The 19,475-nt window shown below is 38.6% G+C and carries 18 protein-coding genes; 11 read left to right on the top strand and 7 right to left on the bottom strand.

The genetic code is table 11. The annotated features are described in order from the left end of the window. From HS960_RS12995 to HS960_RS12970, 6 genes are all read left to right on the top strand, one after another. Positions 1–927, top strand: a complete 927-nt coding sequence (locus HS960_RS12995) for a cbb3-type cytochrome c oxidase N-terminal domain-containing protein (protein ID WP_182332910.1) — start codon at positions 1–3, stop codon at positions 925–927. Positions 928–929: 2 nt separating this feature from the next. After that, positions 930–2,318: a cytochrome c oxidase accessory protein CcoG gene (ccoG, locus tag HS960_RS12990; RefSeq protein WP_182332908.1), complete on the top strand. Its 1,389-nt coding sequence runs from the start codon at positions 930–932 to the stop codon at positions 2,316–2,318. Positions 2,319–2,329: 11 nt separating this feature from the next. Then, positions 2,330–2,752 carry a FixH family protein gene (locus HS960_RS12985; RefSeq protein WP_075991727.1) on the top strand — a complete coding sequence of 141 codons (423 nt, stop codon included), beginning with the start codon at positions 2,330–2,332 and terminating at the stop codon, positions 2,750–2,752. Positions 2,753–2,761: 9 nt separating this feature from the next. Further along, positions 2,762–3,451 carry a sulfite exporter TauE/SafE family protein gene (locus HS960_RS12980; RefSeq protein WP_075991728.1) on the top strand — a complete coding sequence of 230 codons (690 nt, stop codon included), beginning with the start codon at positions 2,762–2,764 and terminating at the stop codon, positions 3,449–3,451. A gap of 57 nt (positions 3,452–3,508) precedes the next feature. Continuing rightward, entirely contained in the window at positions 3,509–4,972 is a 1,464-nt protein-coding gene (cls, locus tag HS960_RS12975; protein WP_182332906.1) for a cardiolipin synthase, read from the top strand. Positions 4,973–5,100: 128 nt separating this feature from the next. Next, positions 5,101–7,824, top strand: a complete 2,724-nt coding sequence (locus HS960_RS12970) for a carboxypeptidase regulatory-like domain-containing protein (protein ID WP_182332904.1) — start codon at positions 5,101–5,103, stop codon at positions 7,822–7,824. Between the two features lie 257 nt (positions 7,825–8,081). Here the strand turns inward: HS960_RS12970 and HS960_RS12965 are convergent, their stop codons facing one another. Next, the gene (locus HS960_RS12965; RefSeq protein WP_075991734.1) at positions 8,082–8,663 is read right to left on the bottom strand and encodes a thymidine kinase; all 582 of its coding nucleotides are present in this window, start codon (positions 8,661–8,663) and stop codon (positions 8,082–8,084) included. Between the two features lie 234 nt (positions 8,664–8,897). On the opposite strand from HS960_RS12965, the gene HS960_RS12960 reads away from it, so the two are divergent. Next, positions 8,898–9,917 (top strand): hypothetical protein, encoded by a 1,020-nt coding sequence (locus HS960_RS12960; protein WP_182332902.1) that lies wholly within the window; start codon positions 8,898–8,900, stop codon positions 9,915–9,917. A gap of 71 nt (positions 9,918–9,988) precedes the next feature. Here the strand turns inward: HS960_RS12960 and HS960_RS12955 are convergent, their stop codons facing one another. Beyond that, entirely contained in the window at positions 9,989–10,615 is a 627-nt protein-coding gene (locus tag HS960_RS12955) for a substrate-binding domain-containing protein (protein WP_153846110.1), read from the bottom strand. 186 nt (positions 10,616–10,801) lie between these two features. On the opposite strand from HS960_RS12955, the gene HS960_RS12950 reads away from it, so the two are divergent. Then, the gene (locus HS960_RS12950) at positions 10,802–11,116 is read left to right on the top strand and encodes a YbaB/EbfC family nucleoid-associated protein (RefSeq protein WP_153846111.1); all 315 of its coding nucleotides are present in this window, start codon (positions 10,802–10,804) and stop codon (positions 11,114–11,116) included. A 10-nt stretch (positions 11,117–11,126) separates the two neighbouring features. Next, entirely contained in the window at positions 11,127–11,810 is a 684-nt protein-coding gene (locus HS960_RS12945; protein ID WP_153846112.1) for a metal-dependent hydrolase, read from the top strand. An 80-nt stretch (positions 11,811–11,890) separates the two neighbouring features. Here the strand turns inward: HS960_RS12945 and HS960_RS12940 are convergent, their stop codons facing one another. The 3 genes from HS960_RS12940 to HS960_RS12930 form a co-directional block, all read right to left on the bottom strand. Beyond that, positions 11,891–12,709, bottom strand: coding sequence for a UDP-2,3-diacylglucosamine diphosphatase (locus HS960_RS12940; protein WP_046671898.1), 819 nt, complete (start codon positions 12,707–12,709; stop codon positions 11,891–11,893). A 426-nt stretch (positions 12,710–13,135) separates the two neighbouring features. Further along, positions 13,136–13,999: an N-acetylglucosamine kinase gene (locus HS960_RS12935; protein ID WP_046671899.1), complete on the bottom strand. Its 864-nt coding sequence runs from the start codon at positions 13,997–13,999 to the stop codon at positions 13,136–13,138. A gap of 241 nt (positions 14,000–14,240) precedes the next feature. Further along, positions 14,241–15,968 (bottom strand): MFS transporter, encoded by a 1,728-nt coding sequence (locus HS960_RS12930; RefSeq protein ID WP_075991739.1) that lies wholly within the window; start codon positions 15,966–15,968, stop codon positions 14,241–14,243. Between the two features lie 303 nt (positions 15,969–16,271). Here HS960_RS12930 and rho point away from each other — a divergent pair, with 303 nt between their 5' ends. After that, on the top strand, positions 16,272–17,771 hold the full coding sequence (gene rho, locus HS960_RS12925) for a transcription termination factor Rho (RefSeq protein ID WP_153846113.1): 1,500 nt from the start codon (positions 16,272–16,274) through the stop codon (positions 17,769–17,771). 74 nt (positions 17,772–17,845) lie between these two features. Beyond that, a complete protein-coding gene (gene pssA, locus HS960_RS12920; RefSeq protein ID WP_153846114.1) occupies positions 17,846–18,532 on the top strand; it encodes a CDP-diacylglycerol--serine O-phosphatidyltransferase in 687 nt (228 codons plus the stop codon). Here pssA and HS960_RS12915 read toward each other — a convergent pair. Both HS960_RS12915 and folK read right to left on the bottom strand, forming a co-directional pair. Continuing rightward, positions 18,529–18,873 carry an Hpt domain-containing protein gene (locus HS960_RS12915; protein ID WP_153846115.1) on the bottom strand — a complete coding sequence of 115 codons (345 nt, stop codon included), beginning with the start codon at positions 18,871–18,873 and terminating at the stop codon, positions 18,529–18,531. The two genes, pssA and HS960_RS12915, sit on opposite strands and share 4 nt — an antisense overlap. After that, a complete protein-coding gene (gene folK, locus HS960_RS12910) occupies positions 18,854–19,357 on the bottom strand; it encodes a 2-amino-4-hydroxy-6-hydroxymethyldihydropteridine diphosphokinase (RefSeq protein ID WP_153846116.1) in 504 nt (167 codons plus the stop codon). The genes HS960_RS12915 and folK overlap by 20 nt, the downstream gene beginning before the upstream one ends. Positions 19,358–19,475 lie beyond the last annotated feature (118 nt).

Below are 19,475 nucleotides of genomic sequence, written 5' to 3'. Positions count from 1 at the left end.
ATGAGTTTATTATTGGATACTGCACCAGCTACCGCAGAAGTTGTTCAATCTACGATAGGATTCGGTACAGATAATTTATACACAGATATCTTAATTGTTGTATTGATCGTTGTAATGCTGGCTCTTCTCGCTTCGGCATTGATGGTCAATCGCGCGATGAAATCCATCATTAAGATTACCATGCCTGAATTGGCCAAGGAGGAAAAACTCAAAAAGGCGGCGAATAAGGGCTGGATGAAAAGGTCGTGGAACAAGATCATGGGTATCAGACCGATTTCAGAAGAAAAGGATATTGTCATAGACCATGAGTATGATGGTATCCGCGAATTGGATAATCCGATTCCGATCTGGTTTAATTTCCTTTTTTATGGAACGATTTTTTTCGGCCTTGTTTACTTATTTGTTTATCAGGTGTCGGGTATCGGAATGAACCAGGACCAGGAGTATGAACATGAGATGGTCGTTGCCGAGAAAGAGCGTCAGGCTTATCTTACTGCTTCTGCGAGCAATGTAGACGAAAGTAGCGTGGAGTTTCAGCCGGAAATGGCAGCTGATGGAAAAGCGATCTTTACCGCAAACTGTGTCGCTTGTCACGGTGTTAGTGGCGAGGGAGGCATCGGACCTAACTTGACCGATAAGTTTTGGCTGCATGGTGGCGAGATTAAAGATATCTTCAAAACCATTAAGTATGGTGTTCCTGATAAAGGAATGGTGCCATGGGAACAAACTTTAAGTCCTGCACAAATCGCACAGGTTGCCAGTTATATTATTACCTTAAGGGATACACACCCTGCTAATCCAAAAGCTCCGCAAGGTGAAGAGGTAATCTATGGCGGTGGCCAGGCTGCAAGCGGAGAGAAGGCGGCGGATGAGAGCAAAGCAGATCAGGCTGAAACAGAAAAAAAGCAGAGTAATAAATTGAAATAGCAATGAATACAGTAGTCGTGAATAATGCCAATAACGGTGGATCTAAGTCAAAAAAAAGACAATGGATTTATGCCAAAAAACCGCAGGGAGAGCTTTACAAAAAGAGACAGTGGGTTGGGTATTCACTACTGCTGTTCTTGTTTGTAGTTCCTTTTATCAAAATAAATGGTGAACCGTTTCTCATGTTCAACATTATTGAGCGAAAGTTTTCCATCTTAGGAAATCTGTTCTATCCACAGGATCTCTACATATTCGTATTCGGCATGTTAATCGTGATGGTATGTGTGGTTTTGTTTACTGTTGTCTTTGGACGGGTATGGTGCGGATGGACTTGCCCCCAGACCATTTTTTTGGAATTAATATTTAGACGAATTGAATATTGGATAGAAGGTGATTGGCAACAACAAAAGAAATTGGATGCTGGACCCAATACGGATCAAAAACAATTGAAAAAGTTTTTGAAACATGGTATATTCCTGATCATATCATTTTTCATTTCAAATATCTTTTTGTCTTATATCATCGGTGTTGATGCGCTGATGAAGATCATCACTGATCCATTGGACCAACATATCGGTGGATTGATATCAATCATCATATTTACATTGGTTTTCTATGGTGTGTTTGCGTACGTCAGGGAGATTGTATGTATTGCAATTTGCCCTTATGGCAGATTGCAGGGCGTACTCCTCGATGACCAAAGTATTACTGTTGCATATGATCATAGACGTGGAGAGCCAAGAGGAAAACAGCAAAAGGATGCAACGACGACACATGGAGATTGTGTAGACTGCAAACTCTGTGTACATGTATGCCCGACAGGAATTGATATTCGAAATGGTCTGCAATTAGAATGTGTAAGCTGTACGGCCTGTATTGATGCTTGTGATGCTGTCATGGACAAAATTGGAAAGCCTAAAAAGTTAATTGGCTTTTATCCAATGGGTGAGATTGAAGGAACACTGAAGAAAAAAAGCAATACGAGAGCAATAGCCTATTCTATCGTGTTGGTTGCATTAATGTCGGTCTTTTGTTTTCTGTTGTTCAATCGTTCTCAGGTGGATGGAAGATTGCTTCGGGCAAAGGGAAGCACCTACCAGCTTCGTGATGATAAGACAATAAGCAACCTGTATTCTTTGGAATTGATTAATAAGTCTGGTAAAGAAATGCCTTTTAAATTGGTCTGTGATGATCCGCGTTTAAAGATTCAACTGGTCAATCCTATTCAAAAATTGAGTAAAGATGGGCATGCGACACTGAGCTTTTTTCTAATTATCGCGAATAAGGATGTTGAGACCTATAAAAGTAATATAAAATTAGCTATCTATTCGGGAGATAAGAAAGTGGAAAGTTTAAAAACCACTTTTATTGCACCTCCGGGTATGAATTAAAATGAAAAACAATGAATTGGGGTACAAAGATTTTTTTAACCTTGGCGGTATTTATGTTGTGTATAGTCGGAGCAGGAATATACATGGTGAGTCACGATTCGGATAGTCTGGAAGAAGATGATTATTACGAGCAGGGACTGAATTATGATCAAGCTTACGATAAAAAGCAAAATGTATTGATTATGAAGGAATCACCGACAATAGAAATCAGGCAAGATACCTTGTATATTCATTTTGTCTCCAAAGTAAATAAAGGGAAATTGCTGTTTCGAAAACCTTCGGATAACCGATTGGATAAAGAATTACCATTTCAGACAACCAGTAATTTATATACACTGCCCATTTCCACGTTCGATAAAGGAATGTGGAATTTGTATATTGACTGGAAGAGTGTAGGTAAAGATTTTTTGTTTGAAGAGCATATTTTATTTTAGTTTAAGGAAATGAGCTATACCTATTTTGCATTTTTCATGGGATTGTTTGGAAGCATACATTGTGCGGTAATGTGTGGTCCTTTAATCTTTGCTATTGAAGGAAGGCAGGGTTTTGGTTGGAACGTTTTTTTAAATAAAATACTGTATCAATCCGGCAGGGTACTGACTTATGGATGTTTAGGACTTTTACTCGGTACGATCGGAACATTTGCGCAGATTCAAGGTTGGCAGCGAAGTTTGAGCTGGGCCACAGGTATTATTCTGATCGGAATTGCTTTATTCCAGCTTATTGGTAAGCATAATAGAAAAATCGCTAGCTGGCAGACGAAGGCTGTGCAGCCAATTGTACGCTTATTGTCGAAATGGCTGTATAAACCGGGCGGGAGTTTTATTGCTGGCGTACTGAATGGCTTATTGCCCTGTGGTATGGTCTACATGGCACTCATGTCGTCCATAAATGCAGACAGTCCACAGCAAAGTTTCTTTTTTATGTTGTGTTTTGGCTTAGGAACTATCCCGCTATTGTTTGCGTTTTCTTTTCTGGGAAATTTCTCCAGATCTTTCAAAATCGGATTTTCGAAATGGGTTCCCTTTCTCTATTTCTTATTGGGAATTTGGTTTATACTCCGGGGTGCCAATTTAGACATTCCTTATTTAAGTCCATTCATCCATGTCGATGGTGCAATAAACTGTGTTTAACGACAAACAATATGTCGATGCTAAGTATTATATTTGGTAAAACCCTTAGCACACAATATGGAGGTACTTCATCATATTTTACAGATTGCATTAGAATATTATTGGATTCCCTTACTCATCCTTTATATTGGTGTAATCGGGACGATTTTGATCGAAAACCGTAATCCTTCCAAGACCATTGCCTGGATTATGGTCATTGTTTTCTTACCTGTCGTCGGTTTGCTCAGTTACTATTTCTTTGGTCAGAAGTTTAAGAAGGTCAAAAGAATGAAACGCGTGTATCGCGAGCAGTCCAAAAAGCTACTGGATGCCTGGCGTAAGGAATCCGAAATTATGGAGGAACATATTGATACGTTAAATGAGCGGATCGGTAGTTTGGCCATGGTGTACCGCTACCTTAAAAATCAGAAGATCTCTACATTCTCCCTCAACAACGATGTAACCCTGTTTATCAATGGGGAAGAAAAGTTTCCGGTACTTATTGATCGCCTTAAAGCTGCGCAGCATTCCATTCACATGGAATATTATATCTGGGAAATGGACGAAATAGGGCAGGAGATCTTACATATTCTAGAAGAAAAAGCAAAAGCTGGGGTCACCGTACGTCTGATATTGGATAGTTTTGGTGCTCCAGATGTAATTAAATATTTACGGAGGCATAAACCCGATTTTGTGTTTCAAGCTTTTCTTCCAGTAACCTTTAGTTCCTTGGCGAATAGCAACTACCGAAATCACCGCAAGATAGCGGTGATCGATGGGAAAATAGGTTTTGTCGGCGGAATCAATATTTCAGATCGATATATCAATAATGGAAAAAATGAGGTTTATTGGCGGGATACAGCTATGATGGTTGTCGGCGCGGCTGTAAATACGTTGCAAATCCAGTTTTGGAACAGCTGGAACCAGACAGATGCGGAATCGTTTGAATTGGGTCGAGGTTATTTAAACCGATTTCCCCTTGCCGATGAAGATGCGAGTGGAGTAGGATTTACAGCCAGTGATCCTGGATCGCCAGCGCCTTTCAATATGGAAGCAATTATTGCCGGTATCAACGAAGCAAAAGAATATGTACAGTTGTGTACGCCATATTTTATTCCCAGCGATCAATTGACGACCGCTTTAATGCTCGCAGTATCTTCAGGAGTCCGTGTGGACTTGATGTTGCCGGCCCAGTCTGATTCGTTTTTTGTACAGCATGCCTCATTCTCGTTTATAAAACCACTGTTGGAAAGAGGAGTCAACGTATACCTTTATACAAAGGGATTTCTGCATGCCAAAACCATCTGTATTGATGGGAAGCTTGCTTATATCGGTACGACAAACTTAGATATCAGAAGTTTTTACATCAATTTTGAAATCTCGGGAATTGTCTCGGATAAAGCGCTTTGCGACCGTCTTAATGCGCAATTTTTGTCTGATATTGAGGTCTCAGATCTGATTACAATCCGAAAATGGATGCAACGAAGTCGCTGGAAAAGAGGAGTTGATTCCATCTGTAGGCTTTTGGCTCCATTGCTTTAAATTATCTTTAAAGAGTCGGTAATGACCCTATGGATAGGTATAATAAATGTTAAAAATACCCCAATGGGGTTGGTCTTTGCTCAAAATTGAATATATTTAGCTATTCATTTTTTATTCTAAGACTTTCAATGAAGCACATAAAACTATTGACTTTATCGATAGGACTGTTAGGAATGGGGACGACTTATGCCCAGACTACACCTACGTTGCCTATTAATACGATCGTAGAACGAGTTCAGAAATATTTTCAGGTCTACCCAGTTGAAAAGGTACATTTACATTTCGATAAACCATATTATGCGGTGGGGGATACCCTCTGGTTTTCGACCTATTTATCCCGCAATTTGGCCGAATATGAGCCGAGTAAAATAGCTTATGTGGAAGTACTGAACAGTCGTGATTCCCTGATTCAAACACTAAAAATTCCATTGGATAAAGGGGTAGGAAATGGGCAGATTGTACTTGATCCTCAATTTATGTCTCAGGACAATTATCGATTTAGAGGTTACACAAAATGGATGGCCAACTTTGATAATGCCTACTTCTTTAATAAAGTGGTGCCAATCGGTGATGTTATCAATAAGAAATTGATTACGAACATTGAATTTCAAAATAACATTGGTGGCAATAAAACCCAAGCTGTCATACAGTTCCGCGATCGTACGGGAAAACCGATGATCAATTCAAAAATCAATTGGGAGTTTGTCTCGGGATGGGAAACGTTCGACAAGGGTAAAGGTGAGACGGATGGTCTAGGGAAAGTAACGATAAATTTGTCTGCAAAGGAAAAAGCAAATTTGGAGAAAGGACAACTGAAGATTAGCATTCAGGAGAATAAAAATGAAAAACCTTTGTCTAGTTCTTTCTTGCTCAAAAATGCCTTGTGGGATGCAGACGTGCAATTCTTTCCTGAAGGGGGAGATATTATCGCCGGATTGGCAAAAAAAGTGGCATTTAAAGCTCTCGGATCCGATGGGAAAGGTCTAAAGGTAAAAGGAAGTATTTTAGATTCAAAGGGCAAGTCTGTAGCGGAGTTTGCGGACTTCGGAACTGGAATGGGCTATTTTTCTCTTCTGCCGCTCGCAGGAGAAAATTATCAAGCTGTTGTGAAGTTTGAGAATGGACAGGAACGCAAATACAAATTGCCGGCTGTTGTCAATGACAAGGCAAATGTTGTTTTTGTAAAACAGGATGCCACGAATGCTGAGTTTGCCGTGGTAACCAGTGAAGAGAATTTTTCAAAAAACCAGGGGCAATCCTATTATGTTTTAGTTCAGTCGAATGGACATCTCTGTTTTGGCGCGCAAGTGAATTTAAAATCTTCATCAGCATTGGTCAATATTCCGAAAGAGCGTTTACCAAATGGTATTGTCCAGGTAACTTTATTGAGTCCTGATGGAAAGCCTCTCAGTGAGCGTCTGGCATTTGTTCAAAGTGAAAAGCTTTTAAATATTCAGGTTACCAGCGATAAGCAAAGTTATAAGGCCAAAGACTTGGTCAATCTTAAACTTGCTGTAGACAACAATGGACAGAAGTTCCCAGGAAGCTATTCAGTAGCTGTAATAGACGAATCCAAAGTTCCTTATAATGATCAGGCAGATCTATCGATTGTGAGCAACTTTTTGTTGACTTCGGACCTCAAAGGAAATGTAGAGAACCCAAATTCATATTTTGATGAAAAAAATCCCAACCGGGATAAAGCTTTGGATGCTTTATTAATGACGCAGGGCTATCGTCGATTTGACTACCCGACGCTTATATCGGAGAAGTTGCCGCAGATTAGTTTCCTTCCTGAGCAAGGAATCGAATTGTCAGGTATACTTCGGATGAATACGGGACGTCCTTATCCAAATGGTGGGTTACTTTTATCGGTACCTTCCCGTAATATTAAGAAGGACGTTTATACGGATCAAAATGGACGATTCACATTTAAAGATCTTGTGTTCCCGGATTCGTCCAAAGTAACGGTTAATGCCCGATCGAATGACAATTACCGAAGCTTGGTTATTAATATGGACCAGAGCTTTTACCCCGAGATCGATAAGAATAATGGTTATAAGAGTTATTTTGTACCTAATATAGACCAAGCTTTTGCTCCTTATTTGGCGAATAGCCGAAAAGAATATCGAAAATCGATTCTCTTGGATGAGGTCGAAGTGACAGCGGTAGTGAAGAAAGTAATCACCAATAAAGATTTTCCTTCTATTTCGGGGCTGTCCATGCCGGAACACCGTATTGAACCCGAACGTTTGACGGGTTGTAACGTGTTGACCATGTGTCTTCAAACGGTATTGACGGGCATTACTTATGATCCACAGACATTGAAATATTATGTTTCTCGTGATTATAATGCGGGTGGGCGTACACCTGTTCAATTCTTTCTGAACGGTATGGCTATTGATGAGCCCGGATTGAATAGCATCAATGTCGCGGATATCGAAGGTATCGAAATCTTCTTACGTGATGAATTGGGTACAGTCTCCAGAATGTATCAAAATAATGGTGTTGTGTCAATCTATACGAAGAAAGTGGAAGCGAAGAAACCACGGATGTCATTGAGTGAGATTGAAAGCTTATTGCCTAAATCAAATGTAATCGATATGTATCCATTGGGGTATATTAAAGAGCGGAAATTCTATGTTCCAAAATATGATACGCCGGAAAGAAAGGCTGCAAACGATTTGAGAACGACCATTTACTGGAATCCGAAAGTCTCGATCACAGAGACCGGGGAGGCTGCCATTCAGTTTTATAATGCCGACGGAAATGGAAATTACAAGGTAATCGTCGAGGGAATGGATCAAACAGGGAATATCGGCCGTAAGGTAATAAACTACGGTGTTCAGCCTTAAACCTTGTATATAGGAGTTGATCAAAAAAAGAACGCTGTTCTCAGTCAAAGAGAGCAGCGTTCTTTTTTTTGTTAAAAAAAACACCTCCTTGATGGGCAAGGAGGTGCTAACTAACCAATTATAAACCTAAATTATGAAAAGTATTTTGTCGCTATTAATAGCGCTAATCTTCTTATTTATAAAGTATATTTCAAATCCTATGCCAAATAGTGTTTATAGCACTTTTGGCAGATTTTTAGTTGACTTTTTTGATCAGGCTATTTATTCAAGTGGAAATAACAGGGTCTACAACGTGGTTCATAAGCGTCTTTTTCACCTAAAAGTACGGTTTCCGTATCCTTGGTCAGGCGATAGGAATAATTCGCTGGAGCGCCACATTGCATGCAAACCGCATGTACTTTCGTAACGTGTTCGGCTACTGCCATTAGATTGGGAATTGGGCCAAATGGTTGCCCTTGAAAATCCATATCGAGCCCGGCAACAATTACCCGAATACCACTGTTTGCCAATTTGACACACACCTCTGTCAAACCGTCATCAAAAAATTGTGCTTCATCGATTCCGACAACTTGGGTAGATGAGCTTAAGAGTAGGATCGCTGAAGAATGATCAACGGGTGTTGACGGGATGCTATTACTATCGTGAGAAACGACCAACTTTTCATCGTATCGTTTGTCAACAGATGGTTTAAAGATTTCGACATTCAGACGTGCATATTGTGCTCGTTTTAGCCTGCGAATCAATTCTTCTGTCTTGCCTGAGAACATCGAGCCACAGACAATTTCAATGCTACCATATTGAGCGGGGCGCAAAGCCAAATTATGTTCGGAAAAAAGCATTTGATTAATTTAATTTTGTCGGAAGGTCTGCAAATAAGGTGATTTTTGTAAAATGACCTCCCATTATATTCTGTTTTTGACACTGCTAATATCAGAATTAAATATTAAATTTGGGTAGCAAAAAAGTGAACGTAAATCCAAATATTTCTAAATCAAAGGATTGAGTTTTCCACTTTTCGGTCGGTTGAAGGTATAAGTATTATAAATGATTAATTGGTGATTTCAAATAGAATTATGGGTACTAAAGAGGAAATTTTTAATAAGATAGGCGATTTATTACAGGATTTAAATGGACAGTATCTAAGCTTGTCAGAGCAGGGGAGTTTGTCCGAAATTAACGAATTAGTAACACTGGAAGCGAAAGCACAGGCTGTGGCAGCATACATAACTTTACTAAAGACCAAGGCTGTTCTTCAGGAAGGTCAATCGCAGCATGCTTTAAGTACTGCTGCCTTGGACAGTAAGAAGATTGCTTTCAACGATTATTTTACCCCACCTTCTACCATTAGAACATCAGCGCAACAAGTTGTTGCTGAACAGCCTCAAAAAGAGGTTCAAGACGCTCAGCCAGTTGAAGATTTCAGCCGTGGAAATGAAGAAAGCATTCTGGTAAATGAAGAAACTATCGTGGCGGAAAAAGAAGTCCCATTTGTTTCTGAAAGTGAACCTGCAAAATCGGAGGAACCTAGTCCTGAAATTGTTGAACCTGTCATTCCTCCAGTTGCTGCAATTCCCTCGGTTTTTGCAGCTGCCCCAGTGGAGGAATTAGCTTATCAGGCAGAAAAGGACGTCACTGAGCAAGTCGAAGAACCGACTGTCTTCGTTACAGAAGTAATCGAAGAACCAAAAGAAGTCGTTATCGAACAGCCGCAAGAAGTTTTTATTCAGGAAGAAATCAATACGGTCATTGAGGAAGCTCCAGCGAGACCATTGACCTTAAATGAAATTATCTCTCAACAGAAACAAGCCGGCGTGCAGAATCGTGTTTATCAGGTGAATCAATCTGGACATACCGATAAACTCACGGATATTAAAGCAGGGATAAGCTTAAATGACAAACTCTTATTTATTAAGGATTTGTTTAATGGGTATAGTTTAGCGTATAGTGAGGCTGTCGAATTATTGAATAGGTTTACAAGCTACGCAGAAGCGGACGCATTTTTGCAGACAAATTATGCTATTAAAAATAAATGGGCAGATAAGCCGCATACCGTTGAAAAATTATACGACGTCCTGCGCAGAAGATATAACTAAAATCATAAAACATAAAAAAAACAGCTCTTGTTCTACTGGAGCTGTTTTTTTATGCCGATATTTTTGGTTTTTTAGCTTAGTTGAAATTGTAGCCAATCGTTCCCTTCATGACCATATACAAAATACTTTGGCTGAAGAATTTCGGCTAAGGATTCGAGTTCGCTCAAGTAATTGTATCCGGGAATCTTTGCAAATTGTTCACTGATCATAATAAAGACTTGATCTAGCTCGATAGCTTTGGATGATGCGATAGCTGCCGTATTCAACAATTGTGGGATTTGGATAAATGTCTGTTCCCCATGACCGATGACAATGATTTTATCGGCTTCATTTTCTGTCGTAACTGGAATACCACCTGCAATTTTTATGGCTTCCTGCAGATAGGCAGAACGGTTTATTTCAAGGGGCTGTATTTGGTCCAGTACCAATACCTTGGGCCTGTCAGTAGCCGAAATAAACTTAAGCTTATGGATTAGAATACTTGTTTCGTCTTCAATTTTTTCAACCAGTTCAACTGTTTTATCGATGGCATCGAGATCAGTCCCGATACGTTTGATATAGGAGACCATATCATCGATGTCGACAAGTTGAGGGCGATCTGAAATCAATGTGTCGTAGGTTTCAGCTGGAATAGCTGCCGGATTTAGGTCCAACTGGTCCAAAATATGGGCGACTAGTTTTTCTTGATTGCTTTGCATGTTGCAAAAATACAAAACCTTCCTGACTTCGCAGACACCAAGAGCAATGAAAGCGAACTGAAGGTTCTTTTTGGCCAATAAGATCAGACACTTTCAGAAATAAAAGGGAAGCATTAGCGAAAGTAAATTAGCAATAGTAGGTATGCACAGATTTTTGTAAATTGGCATCAAATAAATGATATAAATATGTTTGACAAATTATTTCAAGCCCAGCAAAAGGCGGAGGAAATCAAAAAAAGATTGGATTCAATTTCTGTGTCTGGTGAAGCGGAAGGTGGTTTAATCCGTGTGATAGCGACAGCAAATAAAGAGATAAAAGAGGTTACCATCGATCCTATATTTTTATCAAACGCAGATAAAGAAGAATTGGAGGAGTTGCTTGTGGTTGCTCTGAATAAGGCAATTGCTCAAGCTGAGAATATCAGCCAGGCTGAAATGCAAGCAGCAAGCAAGGATATGTTGGGTGGACTAGGAGGACTAGGCGGATTATTTAATCAATAGCAATATTACCATGAAAGCGACTTATTACGGACAATCTTGTATGGAGTTTGATTTTGACGGCACGAAGGTTCTTTTAGATCCATTTGTAAGCTATAATCCACTTGCAAAAGAAATCGATGTAAATACAATTAAACCGGATTATATCTTTTTAAGTCACGGGCATCAGGACCATGTAGCAGATATGGCGACGATTCAAAAAAACAGCGGTGCCACTGTTTTAGCGATTGTTGAAACTGCAGGCTGGGTGAGAAGACAGGGAGTGCCTGACGATAAAGTTATCGAGTTTAACTTGGGCGGAACAGTTCAACTGCCTTTTGGTTCGGTAAAGATGGTATATGCCGCACATACCAATAGTACACCTGATGGTCAATACGGTGGGTTTCCTGTAGGTTTTGTCTTTAATGTAAAAGGCAAGCGAATTTATTTTGCTGGAGACACTGCGTTAACCATGGAAATGAAATTGCTGGCAGACATGAAGCTGGATTGGGCATTTTTGCCTATTGGTGGGCATTATACAATGGACGTGGATGATGCAATTAAAGCCGCTGAATTTGTGAATTGTGCTCGGGTAGTTGGTATCCATTACGATTCATTTCCGCCAATAATGATCGATAAACAACAAGCTTTGGATAAATTCCAAAATGAGGATATTTCATTGTCATTGCCGGAAATCGGTTCGACATTTGAGTTATAAACAATAAAACAAAAAGCCGAGCTAGCTCGGCTTTTTGTTTTATTGTTTTCCTGATTTTATGCAGATCTGCGTTGTGTCCATTAAGATATGACAATCTTTTTAAGATCTTCCAGGCTGAAAAGAGGGATATCGATGATTTTATTCTTCAGGATTTGTTCTTTGTTTTCTTCAAAGTAGAACAGCTTCCATTCCCCATTTTTATATTCTAAACTACTGAGATTTTCAATCCAGTCCCCTGAGTTCATATAGGTGCAGGTTCCTTTTCGGGTAATAACTTCTTTGATTTGAGGTTGATGGATGTGTCCACAGATAACGAAATCGTAATTTTTTTCAATCGCTAGTTCAGTAGCTGTATGTTCAAAATCCGATATATACTTGACGGCCTTTTTAACAGAGTTTTTGATCTTTTTAGAAAGAGAGTATTTCTCCTTACCCATTTTATCCAGGCAATAATTAATGATATTATTGAGCTGGATTAATTTGTCATATCCCCATCCACCCAGTTTGGCCAACCATTTAGAATGATGAATGGATGCGTCGAAAACATCCCCATGAAAGATCCACACTTTTTGATTATTGAGTGAGAGAAGTAGTTTATTGCTCAGCTTGATATTACCTAATTTTAGATCGGTAAATTTGCGCAACATTTCATCGTGGTTGCCCGTGATGTAATGCACTTCTGTACCAGAAGAGCTCATGTCAATAATCTTTTTGATGACTTTGAGATGTTCCTGTGGGAAATAGCTTTTTTTAAATTGCCAAATGTCTACGATGTCTCCATTGAGTATCAGTATTTTGGGAGATACGGACTCTAGGTAAAGTAAAAGCTCTTTAGCTCTACTACCGTAGGTACCTAGGTGTAAATCTGAGATTACAAGTATATCAAGGCTTCTTTTCATTTGCAATAAATTTGTTTATTCATCTATGTCTACAAAGATTTATCAACCTTTGTTGATTTTGTTGTCTGTCCGTCTGTTGAGGACTATATTTTTCACCTTTGACGGATTTGTCTGAAATGAATCGATCATGAACGATCTATTTTACCGTTTTTTGTGTTATTGTATGCCACGATTTTTCATTCAATAAATCTGTTATCTTCTTTTACAAAAAAAAGATACTTTTATTTTGTACCGATGAAATTCCTGTTATTAAATCATTAAAATATCTTGTAAAACGGTATGAATTAGTTTATTGGAAATTAATATTAGCAGGAAATTTTCGTTGAGGAGACGATCAGAAAGACAATGGAGTGGGGTAAGGGCCACAAAAAAAGGTATCCAATTTTATTGAACACCTTTCATTATGTTAAAGATTATTTTTCTTTTTTATTTGGCAGTTGCTGCCGCTCTATCGATGTGGAATTGTACTAAATCGTCAATAGGGGAACGTAAGATCTTACCTACTTTCATTCCATATTGCTCAGCTTTTTCAGCTAATACATTTCTGAAATTATAACCTACTGAACCGATACAGTTGAAAGTATAACTTTGATAATTAGGGTATTTGCTAACAAGGTTTCTGAAAAATGCTTCAAAAGCTTCATCAACGATATTACGTGTATATTCGATATTTACATTGTTGTCATAGACAAATTTGCTAAAGCTAGCACAGAAACGATTTGGCATAGGTTTGGTATAAACCGCGTCCATAATTTCATCTTTTGTCATTTTATACGTGTTGTAGAATACCTCTTTAACATCTTTAGGCATCAAATTACGAACATAATCTGCCAGTAATTTTTTACCGATATAACTACCAGAACCTTCATCACCTAAAATGTAAGCACCTGAGTCGATGTTTAATGTGATTTCTTTGCCGTCGTAGAGACAAGAGTTTGTTCCTGTTCCTAAGATCGCAGCGAATCCGGCTTGAGTTCCTAATAATGCTCTTGCTGCTGCAAGAAGATCGTGTCCTACTTCAACTTCAGCTGTCGTAAATACTTGTTTTAAGGCATCAACTACAATTTGTGCTTTTTCCTTGTTATGAACACCTGCACCATAATAGTTTACTTCTGAGATTTTTTCAAAAGGTAAATCTTGCGGTAGTCCTTTTTTTAGGGAGTTTACAATGTATTCACTATCAACAAAATAAGGGTTATATCCTTCTGTGTTGAAGTAGATTTTTTTATTCGAATCGTCTAACAAACACCAGTTTGTTTTTGTTGATCCCCCGTCAGCAATGATTATCATTATTGAGTAGTTTTAATTGTGTTTATCGTTATAAAATGAGTAATCAATTCATTAATCAATTCCCCGAAAATACATTTTTTAATTTTAAATATCATAATTTATCCACGTATTTTTCAAAAAATAAATTTTTGTACTTTGGTGACCGTATAAAAAAACTGGCTTAACGATATTGTTAAGCCAGTTTTTGAGCTGTGTAATAAAATTGTTTAAATAGTGTACTATTTACAATTAGTGAGGGGTGTTAATGTCCCCCTTCAGCCTCTATTTCGTCAATATTGATTCCTTGTTTTGTTAATATTCCCTTAACAAATATCGCAAAGAAAACAACATAACAGAATCCGATTAATGGTAGAATATACGAATTATGAATGCCGATAATATCCGCTAATTTTCCTTGAATCGGAGGAAGAACACCACCACCAAGAATCATCATGACAAGAAATGCCGAACCTTGAGCGGTATATTTACCTAAACCTACAATGGATAAACTGAAAATCGAAGACCACATAATTGAACAAGCAAGACCGCCTGATAAGAAAGCATAGATTGCAATAGTACCCGATGAGAATAGGCCAATTAACATCGCGATGATTCCAAATAATCCGAAAATAATCAATGTACGAGCAGGTTTTTCTTTACTTAGGTAGAATGCTACAATCTGAAGAAGAATACATACTACGTAATAATAGAGATGCGACATTTCAAATCCTGCAAGCGTATTGACTCCGATGATAATGGAGAATGCAATCAGAGGAACGATAATCAATAATCCATTTTTAGCCGATTTACTCAAGTTAAAGGCTGTAATTGCACCGGCCCAACGACCAATCATCATACTCCCCCAATACATGGATACATAAGGTGTAATTTGCGATGATTGCAAGTGACCAAATTCCTTCAATGTCAATAATTCGCCGAGGTTACTACCGATAGCAACTTCGATACCGACATAGATAAATAGGGCGAGCATACCCAAAGCCAATTGTGGATATTTCATCGCACCCCAGCCTTCTGGATTTTTTTGCGCGCTCTTATTGGAGAACAATAAACCACCGATGACAACGACCAATGCTCCAGCCAACCATAACATACGTTGCATTTCGAGTGGTTTGGCAACTTCTTTAATGTGCAATTTGAGTTGGTCAATCTGAACCTGATCCGTTAAACTTGAAACCTGTTTGTGTAACTGCTCTACCTGCAAGGCTAAGTCACTCTTGTAGCTTAAAAAAACTGGTGTGAACATACCAAAAAGTAGTACGGTCATAATGATCAATGTACGTAAAGCTTTATTAGCCTTTTCCATCGGTTCATCACTAATGCCAGCAGGAACTTTTTTACTGAAATTAAATAATGCTGCAGCAAGCAGGAACAATAGACCAACACCTATGTAAAGATACACAACCTTGTTTAGAGGAAGGTTGGCGATCTCGGAGTCAGAAATAGGTTCAAAAGTTCCGAATAAGGAAAATCCGATAACAAGAGGTCCTATTGTTGTACCAAATGAGTTGATACCACCGCCTAGGTTCACGCGGGAAGCACCCGTTTTTGGATCGCCCAATAAAACGGCAAATGGATTTGCTGCAGTTTGTTGTAATGAAAAACCAAGGGCTACAACGAATAGTCCCAACAACATACCAACATACAAATTTACTTCGACAGCAACAATCATGGCTGCTGCACCCAAGGCCGAGAAAAGTAAACCGTAAACGATACTCTTTTTATATCCCCATTTTCCAACCAGGTCCTTTCCTCCGATTGAACTGAAAATAAATAGTAACAATGCACCAATATAATAGGCTGTATAAAAAGCAAAGTCTATTAACTGGGATTGAAACTGGTCTAAATGAAAGTAATTTTTGCAGAACGGTATAAAAACACTGTTCCCTGCCGCAATGAACCCCCAAAAGAAAAACACAATAATCAATGTGTAGAGTGCGGGGTAATTGGTTTTAGTTTGTTGCTGTTCCATATAAGGGATCTAAAAACTTAAATTTTGAAAGGTACGAACTTATGAAAAAAAATATAAAATTCAATCTAAAAATGTTGTTAAATCGTTTTACTAGCTACAATAGTAAATATTTTTTTTGAAATATTTTGAAATAACAAAATTTGTTTTTTTCTTTGTCTAGGTTCTCAATATTTAATCCACTTCGGGTTTAAAAGAAATCATTAAGTTCTTCATCACACTTAATCATGGAAACTTGTTTAAGTGTGTAATCAGAATTCAGAAAAAAGCTCAAAAAAAAATCCAAAAATCATACACAACACATTAATGGATATTAACGAATTAAACGCTAAACTCGTATCGGAATTGCGCGAGATTGCTAAATTGATCGGTATCGCAGATGCTGATAAATTGCGTAAACAAGAATTAATCGAAAGAATTAGCAATACTGGTGGGGAAGAGGAAGCAGCTCCAGCGCCAGCTGAAAACGCAGCTAAAGTAGAGGAAGATAATCAGGAACATGCTGAACGTACACGTAAACGTGTCCGGACTGTAAAAACAGCGGAACCTGTCACGGTAAGAAAACGTGAAGTTTCTGAGCATGACGAAACTCCGGTTGTAACCGAAGATGCACCATCAGCAGATAAAGGTCCCCAACCTGAAAAAGCAACACAAACTCCTAAAGCAGAAAACACTTCTTCAAGTACAGATTTCGATAATGTGATCGTTAATGAGGGTGTATTGGAGATCATGCCTGATGGTTATGGCTTCTTACGTTCATCAGATTATAACTATTTGACTTCTCCTGATGATATTTATGTATCACAATCTCAGATCAAATTATTTGGTTTGAAAACGGGAGATACGGTACGTGGTTGTATCCGTCCACCTAAAGAGGGTGAAAAATACTTCCCTTTGGTACGGGTTGAGGCTATCAATGGGCAAAATCCTGCTGAGGTTCGTGACCGTGTGCCATTTGATTATTTGACACCATTGTTCCCTGATGAGCGTTTAAATTTGGATATGGGCGTTGGAAATTACTCTACGCGCATCATGGATTTATTTACGCCTATAGGTAAAGGCCAACGTGGATTAATCGTTGCTCAACCGAAAACGGGTAAAACAAACTTGTTAAAAGAGGTTGCAAATGCTATTGCAAAGAATCACCCAGAAGTTTATTTGATTATCTTATTAATCGATGAGCGTCCTGAGGAGGTTACTGATATGGCGAGAAGCGTACGCGCTGAAGTTGTTTCTTCGACATTTGATGAGCCAGCTGACCGCCACGTGAAAATCGCGAATATCGTGCTTGAGAAAGCGAAACGTATGGTAGAGTGTGGACATGATGTCGTTATTTTGTTAGACTCAATCACAAGATTGGCTCGTGCATATAACACGGTTGCGCCTGCGTCAGGTAAAATTTTGTCAGGTGGTGTGGACGCTAACGCTTTACATAAGCCAAAACGTTTCTTTGGTGCTGCCCGGAATATCGAAAACGGTGGTTCATTGACAATTTTAGCAACAGCATTAACAGATACAGGTTCTAAAATGGATGAAGTTATCTTTGAAGAATTCAAAGGTACAGGTAATATGGAATTACAGTTGGATCGTAAGTTGGCTAACAAACGTATCTTCCCTGCGATCGATATCACAGCTTCCAGTACACGTCGCGATGATCTATTGACTGACAAAGATACATTACAACGTATTTGGGTACTTCGTAACCACTTATCTGATATGAATTCTACAGAAGCCATGGAATTTTTACAAGGTCAATTGCGTGGAACTAAATCAAATGAAGAATTTTTGATCAGTATGAATGGGTAATCCCATCAAATTTTGATATTTTAGCCATCATTTTTAATCGAATGATGGCTTTTTTTATAAAATAGATCCTGTAAATGAAAAAACATATCCCAAATCTACTGACTTGCCTAAATTTATTTAGTGGCTGTATCGCTGTATTGATGGCATTGCAAGGCAATATTCAAGTGGTTACTATTTGTGTCTTTGCGTCCGGGATATTCGATTTTTTTGACGGAATGGTGGCGCGGCTTCTTCATGTTAAATCGCCAATCGGAAAGGAGCTTGATTCGTTGGCCGATATGGTCAGTTTTGGTTTTTTACCTGGGACAATCATGTTTACCTTATTGACAAAGGTATTTCCTGATGGCTCTCTGTTGCCTTATTTAGGGTATATCATTACTGTTTTCTCAGCCTTACGTTTAGCAAAGTTCAACCTGGATGAGCGTCAAACTTCTGATTTCATTGGTTTGAATACGCCAATGAATACATTTTATGTGCTTTCATTGCCTTATATAGCAGACAAGTACCCGCAATTGGTTTTAAATCCGATTGTATTACTCGTTAGTATTCTTCTAACCAGTTATCTTTTGGTGAGTGAAATTAGGTTGTTTTCGATGAAATTTAGTTCGATGGACTGGAAAACGAATAAGTTTCGCTTTATATTTTTGATCTTGACGCTGATCTTGTTTGTTGTTGGTCAATTTATGGCTTTACCGATTATTTTAGTTTTATATTTCCTATTGTCGGCATTGCATTTCAATAAAAAAAACGATCTGGTTTAGATCGTTTTTTCATATTGTTCCAATTCAAAAAGGAGCTCTTTCATTTCGATATCTATAATATCAAAGGTGGCCTGAAGCCCCTCGAGAGACTCCTCATTTTTTGCATTGGCCTCTAATTCCTCAAATTTTTCTTTTAAGTGAAAGGCACCGATATAGTCCATTGTCGGTTTGATATGATGGGCTGTATCACCAATCTTTTGAAGATCACCTTCAGCCAGCGCTTGTCGGAGCTTGTCGAGATCTACAGGTGTTTGAATAAGATACATGGATACAAATTGTTTGATTAATTCGTGGTTGTCAAACATGTTTTGGCGGATCAGTTCAATGTCGATATGGTTCATCGTCGCTAATTTTCTTTACAGGTAAGTCGTCTGTGCATTTATCCAATAAATATACGTTATTTTTTTTGTAAACGGGGTGGATATAGCCAGGGGCTATTTCTACTAATGGTTCGAGCGTGAACCTCCGTTCGGCGATGTAAGGGTGTGGAATCTGCAGTGAGGGCAAGTCGATGATTTCCTGGTTAAAGTAGAGAAGGTCGATGTCAATTACTCTTTCTCCCCATTTTTTGAAACGTATACGTCCTAATTCTTGTTCGATATGTTGTGTTAGATTTAAGCATGCCAAAGGCTGTAACTCGGACGTTACTAAAACGACCTGATTCAAAAAGGCCGGTTGGTCTTCAACTCCCCAAGCCGCTGTTTCATAGATCGACGATGCTTCAATAATTGCTCCAACGTGTGTTTCAAGTTGTTTTCTTGCTAGATTAAGCTGTTGAAAACGGTCTCCAAGGTTAGTGCCCAAAAGTATATAAATCTTATTCATAATGCTAAATTAAGCTTTTGTTGATTTTAATGGGAAGAAATGCGGGTATTAATTGTAGGTGAAAAAGTGAATTTCCGTCGGCCAGAAGCCCTAATTTCGTGGAAAAAAATATGTTGTA

It is taken from the genome of Sphingobacterium paramultivorum (assembly GCF_014109745.1).
GTDB classification, from domain to species: domain Bacteria; phylum Bacteroidota; class Bacteroidia; order Sphingobacteriales; family Sphingobacteriaceae; genus Sphingobacterium; species Sphingobacterium paramultivorum.
Note: the sequence above shows the minus strand (reverse complement) of the source record. Positions and strands in the feature narration are given on the sequence as shown.

Bases quoted from the DNA above. Each gene is read 5' to 3' on its own strand.
- HS960_RS12950 (WP_153846111.1), top strand. From the start codon at position 10,802: ATGTTTGACAAATTATTTCAAGCCCAGCAAAAGGCGGAGGAAATCAAA.
- HS960_RS12960 (WP_182332902.1), top strand. From the start codon at position 8,898: ATGGGTACTAAAGAGGAAATTTTTAATAAGATAGGCGATTTATTACAG.
- HS960_RS12930 (WP_075991739.1), bottom strand. From the start codon at position 15,968: ATGGAACAGCAACAAACTAAAACCAATTACCCCGCACTCTACACATTG.
- ccoG (WP_182332908.1), top strand. From the start codon at position 930: ATGAATACAGTAGTCGTGAATAATGCCAATAACGGTGGATCTAAGTCA.
- folK (WP_153846116.1), bottom strand. From the start codon at position 19,357: ATGAATAAGATTTATATACTTTTGGGCACTAACCTTGGAGACCGTTTT.
- HS960_RS12940 (WP_046671898.1), bottom strand. From the start codon at position 12,709: ATGAAAAGAAGCCTTGATATACTTGTAATCTCAGATTTACACCTAGGT.
- HS960_RS12995 (WP_182332910.1), top strand. From the start codon at position 1: ATGAGTTTATTATTGGATACTGCACCAGCTACCGCAGAAGTTGTTCAA.
- HS960_RS12985 (WP_075991727.1), top strand. From the start codon at position 2,330: ATGAATTGGGGTACAAAGATTTTTTTAACCTTGGCGGTATTTATGTTG.
- HS960_RS12915 (WP_153846115.1), bottom strand. From the start codon at position 18,873: ATGAACCATATCGACATTGAACTGATCCGCCAAAACATGTTTGACAAC.
- HS960_RS12965 (WP_075991734.1), bottom strand. From the start codon at position 8,663: ATGCTTTTTTCCGAACATAATTTGGCTTTGCGCCCCGCTCAATATGGT.
- rho (WP_153846113.1), top strand. From the start codon at position 16,272: ATGGATATTAACGAATTAAACGCTAAACTCGTATCGGAATTGCGCGAG.
- pssA (WP_153846114.1), top strand. From the start codon at position 17,846: ATGAAAAAACATATCCCAAATCTACTGACTTGCCTAAATTTATTTAGT.
- HS960_RS12955 (WP_153846110.1), bottom strand. From the start codon at position 10,615: ATGCAAAGCAATCAAGAAAAACTAGTCGCCCATATTTTGGACCAGTTG.
- cls (WP_182332906.1), top strand. From the start codon at position 3,509: ATGGAGGTACTTCATCATATTTTACAGATTGCATTAGAATATTATTGG.
- HS960_RS12970 (WP_182332904.1), top strand. From the start codon at position 5,101: ATGAAGCACATAAAACTATTGACTTTATCGATAGGACTGTTAGGAATG.
- HS960_RS12980 (WP_075991728.1), top strand. From the start codon at position 2,762: ATGAGCTATACCTATTTTGCATTTTTCATGGGATTGTTTGGAAGCATA.
- HS960_RS12935 (WP_046671899.1), bottom strand. From the start codon at position 13,999: ATGATAATCATTGCTGACGGGGGATCAACAAAAACAAACTGGTGTTTG.
- HS960_RS12945 (WP_153846112.1), top strand. From the start codon at position 11,127: ATGAAAGCGACTTATTACGGACAATCTTGTATGGAGTTTGATTTTGAC.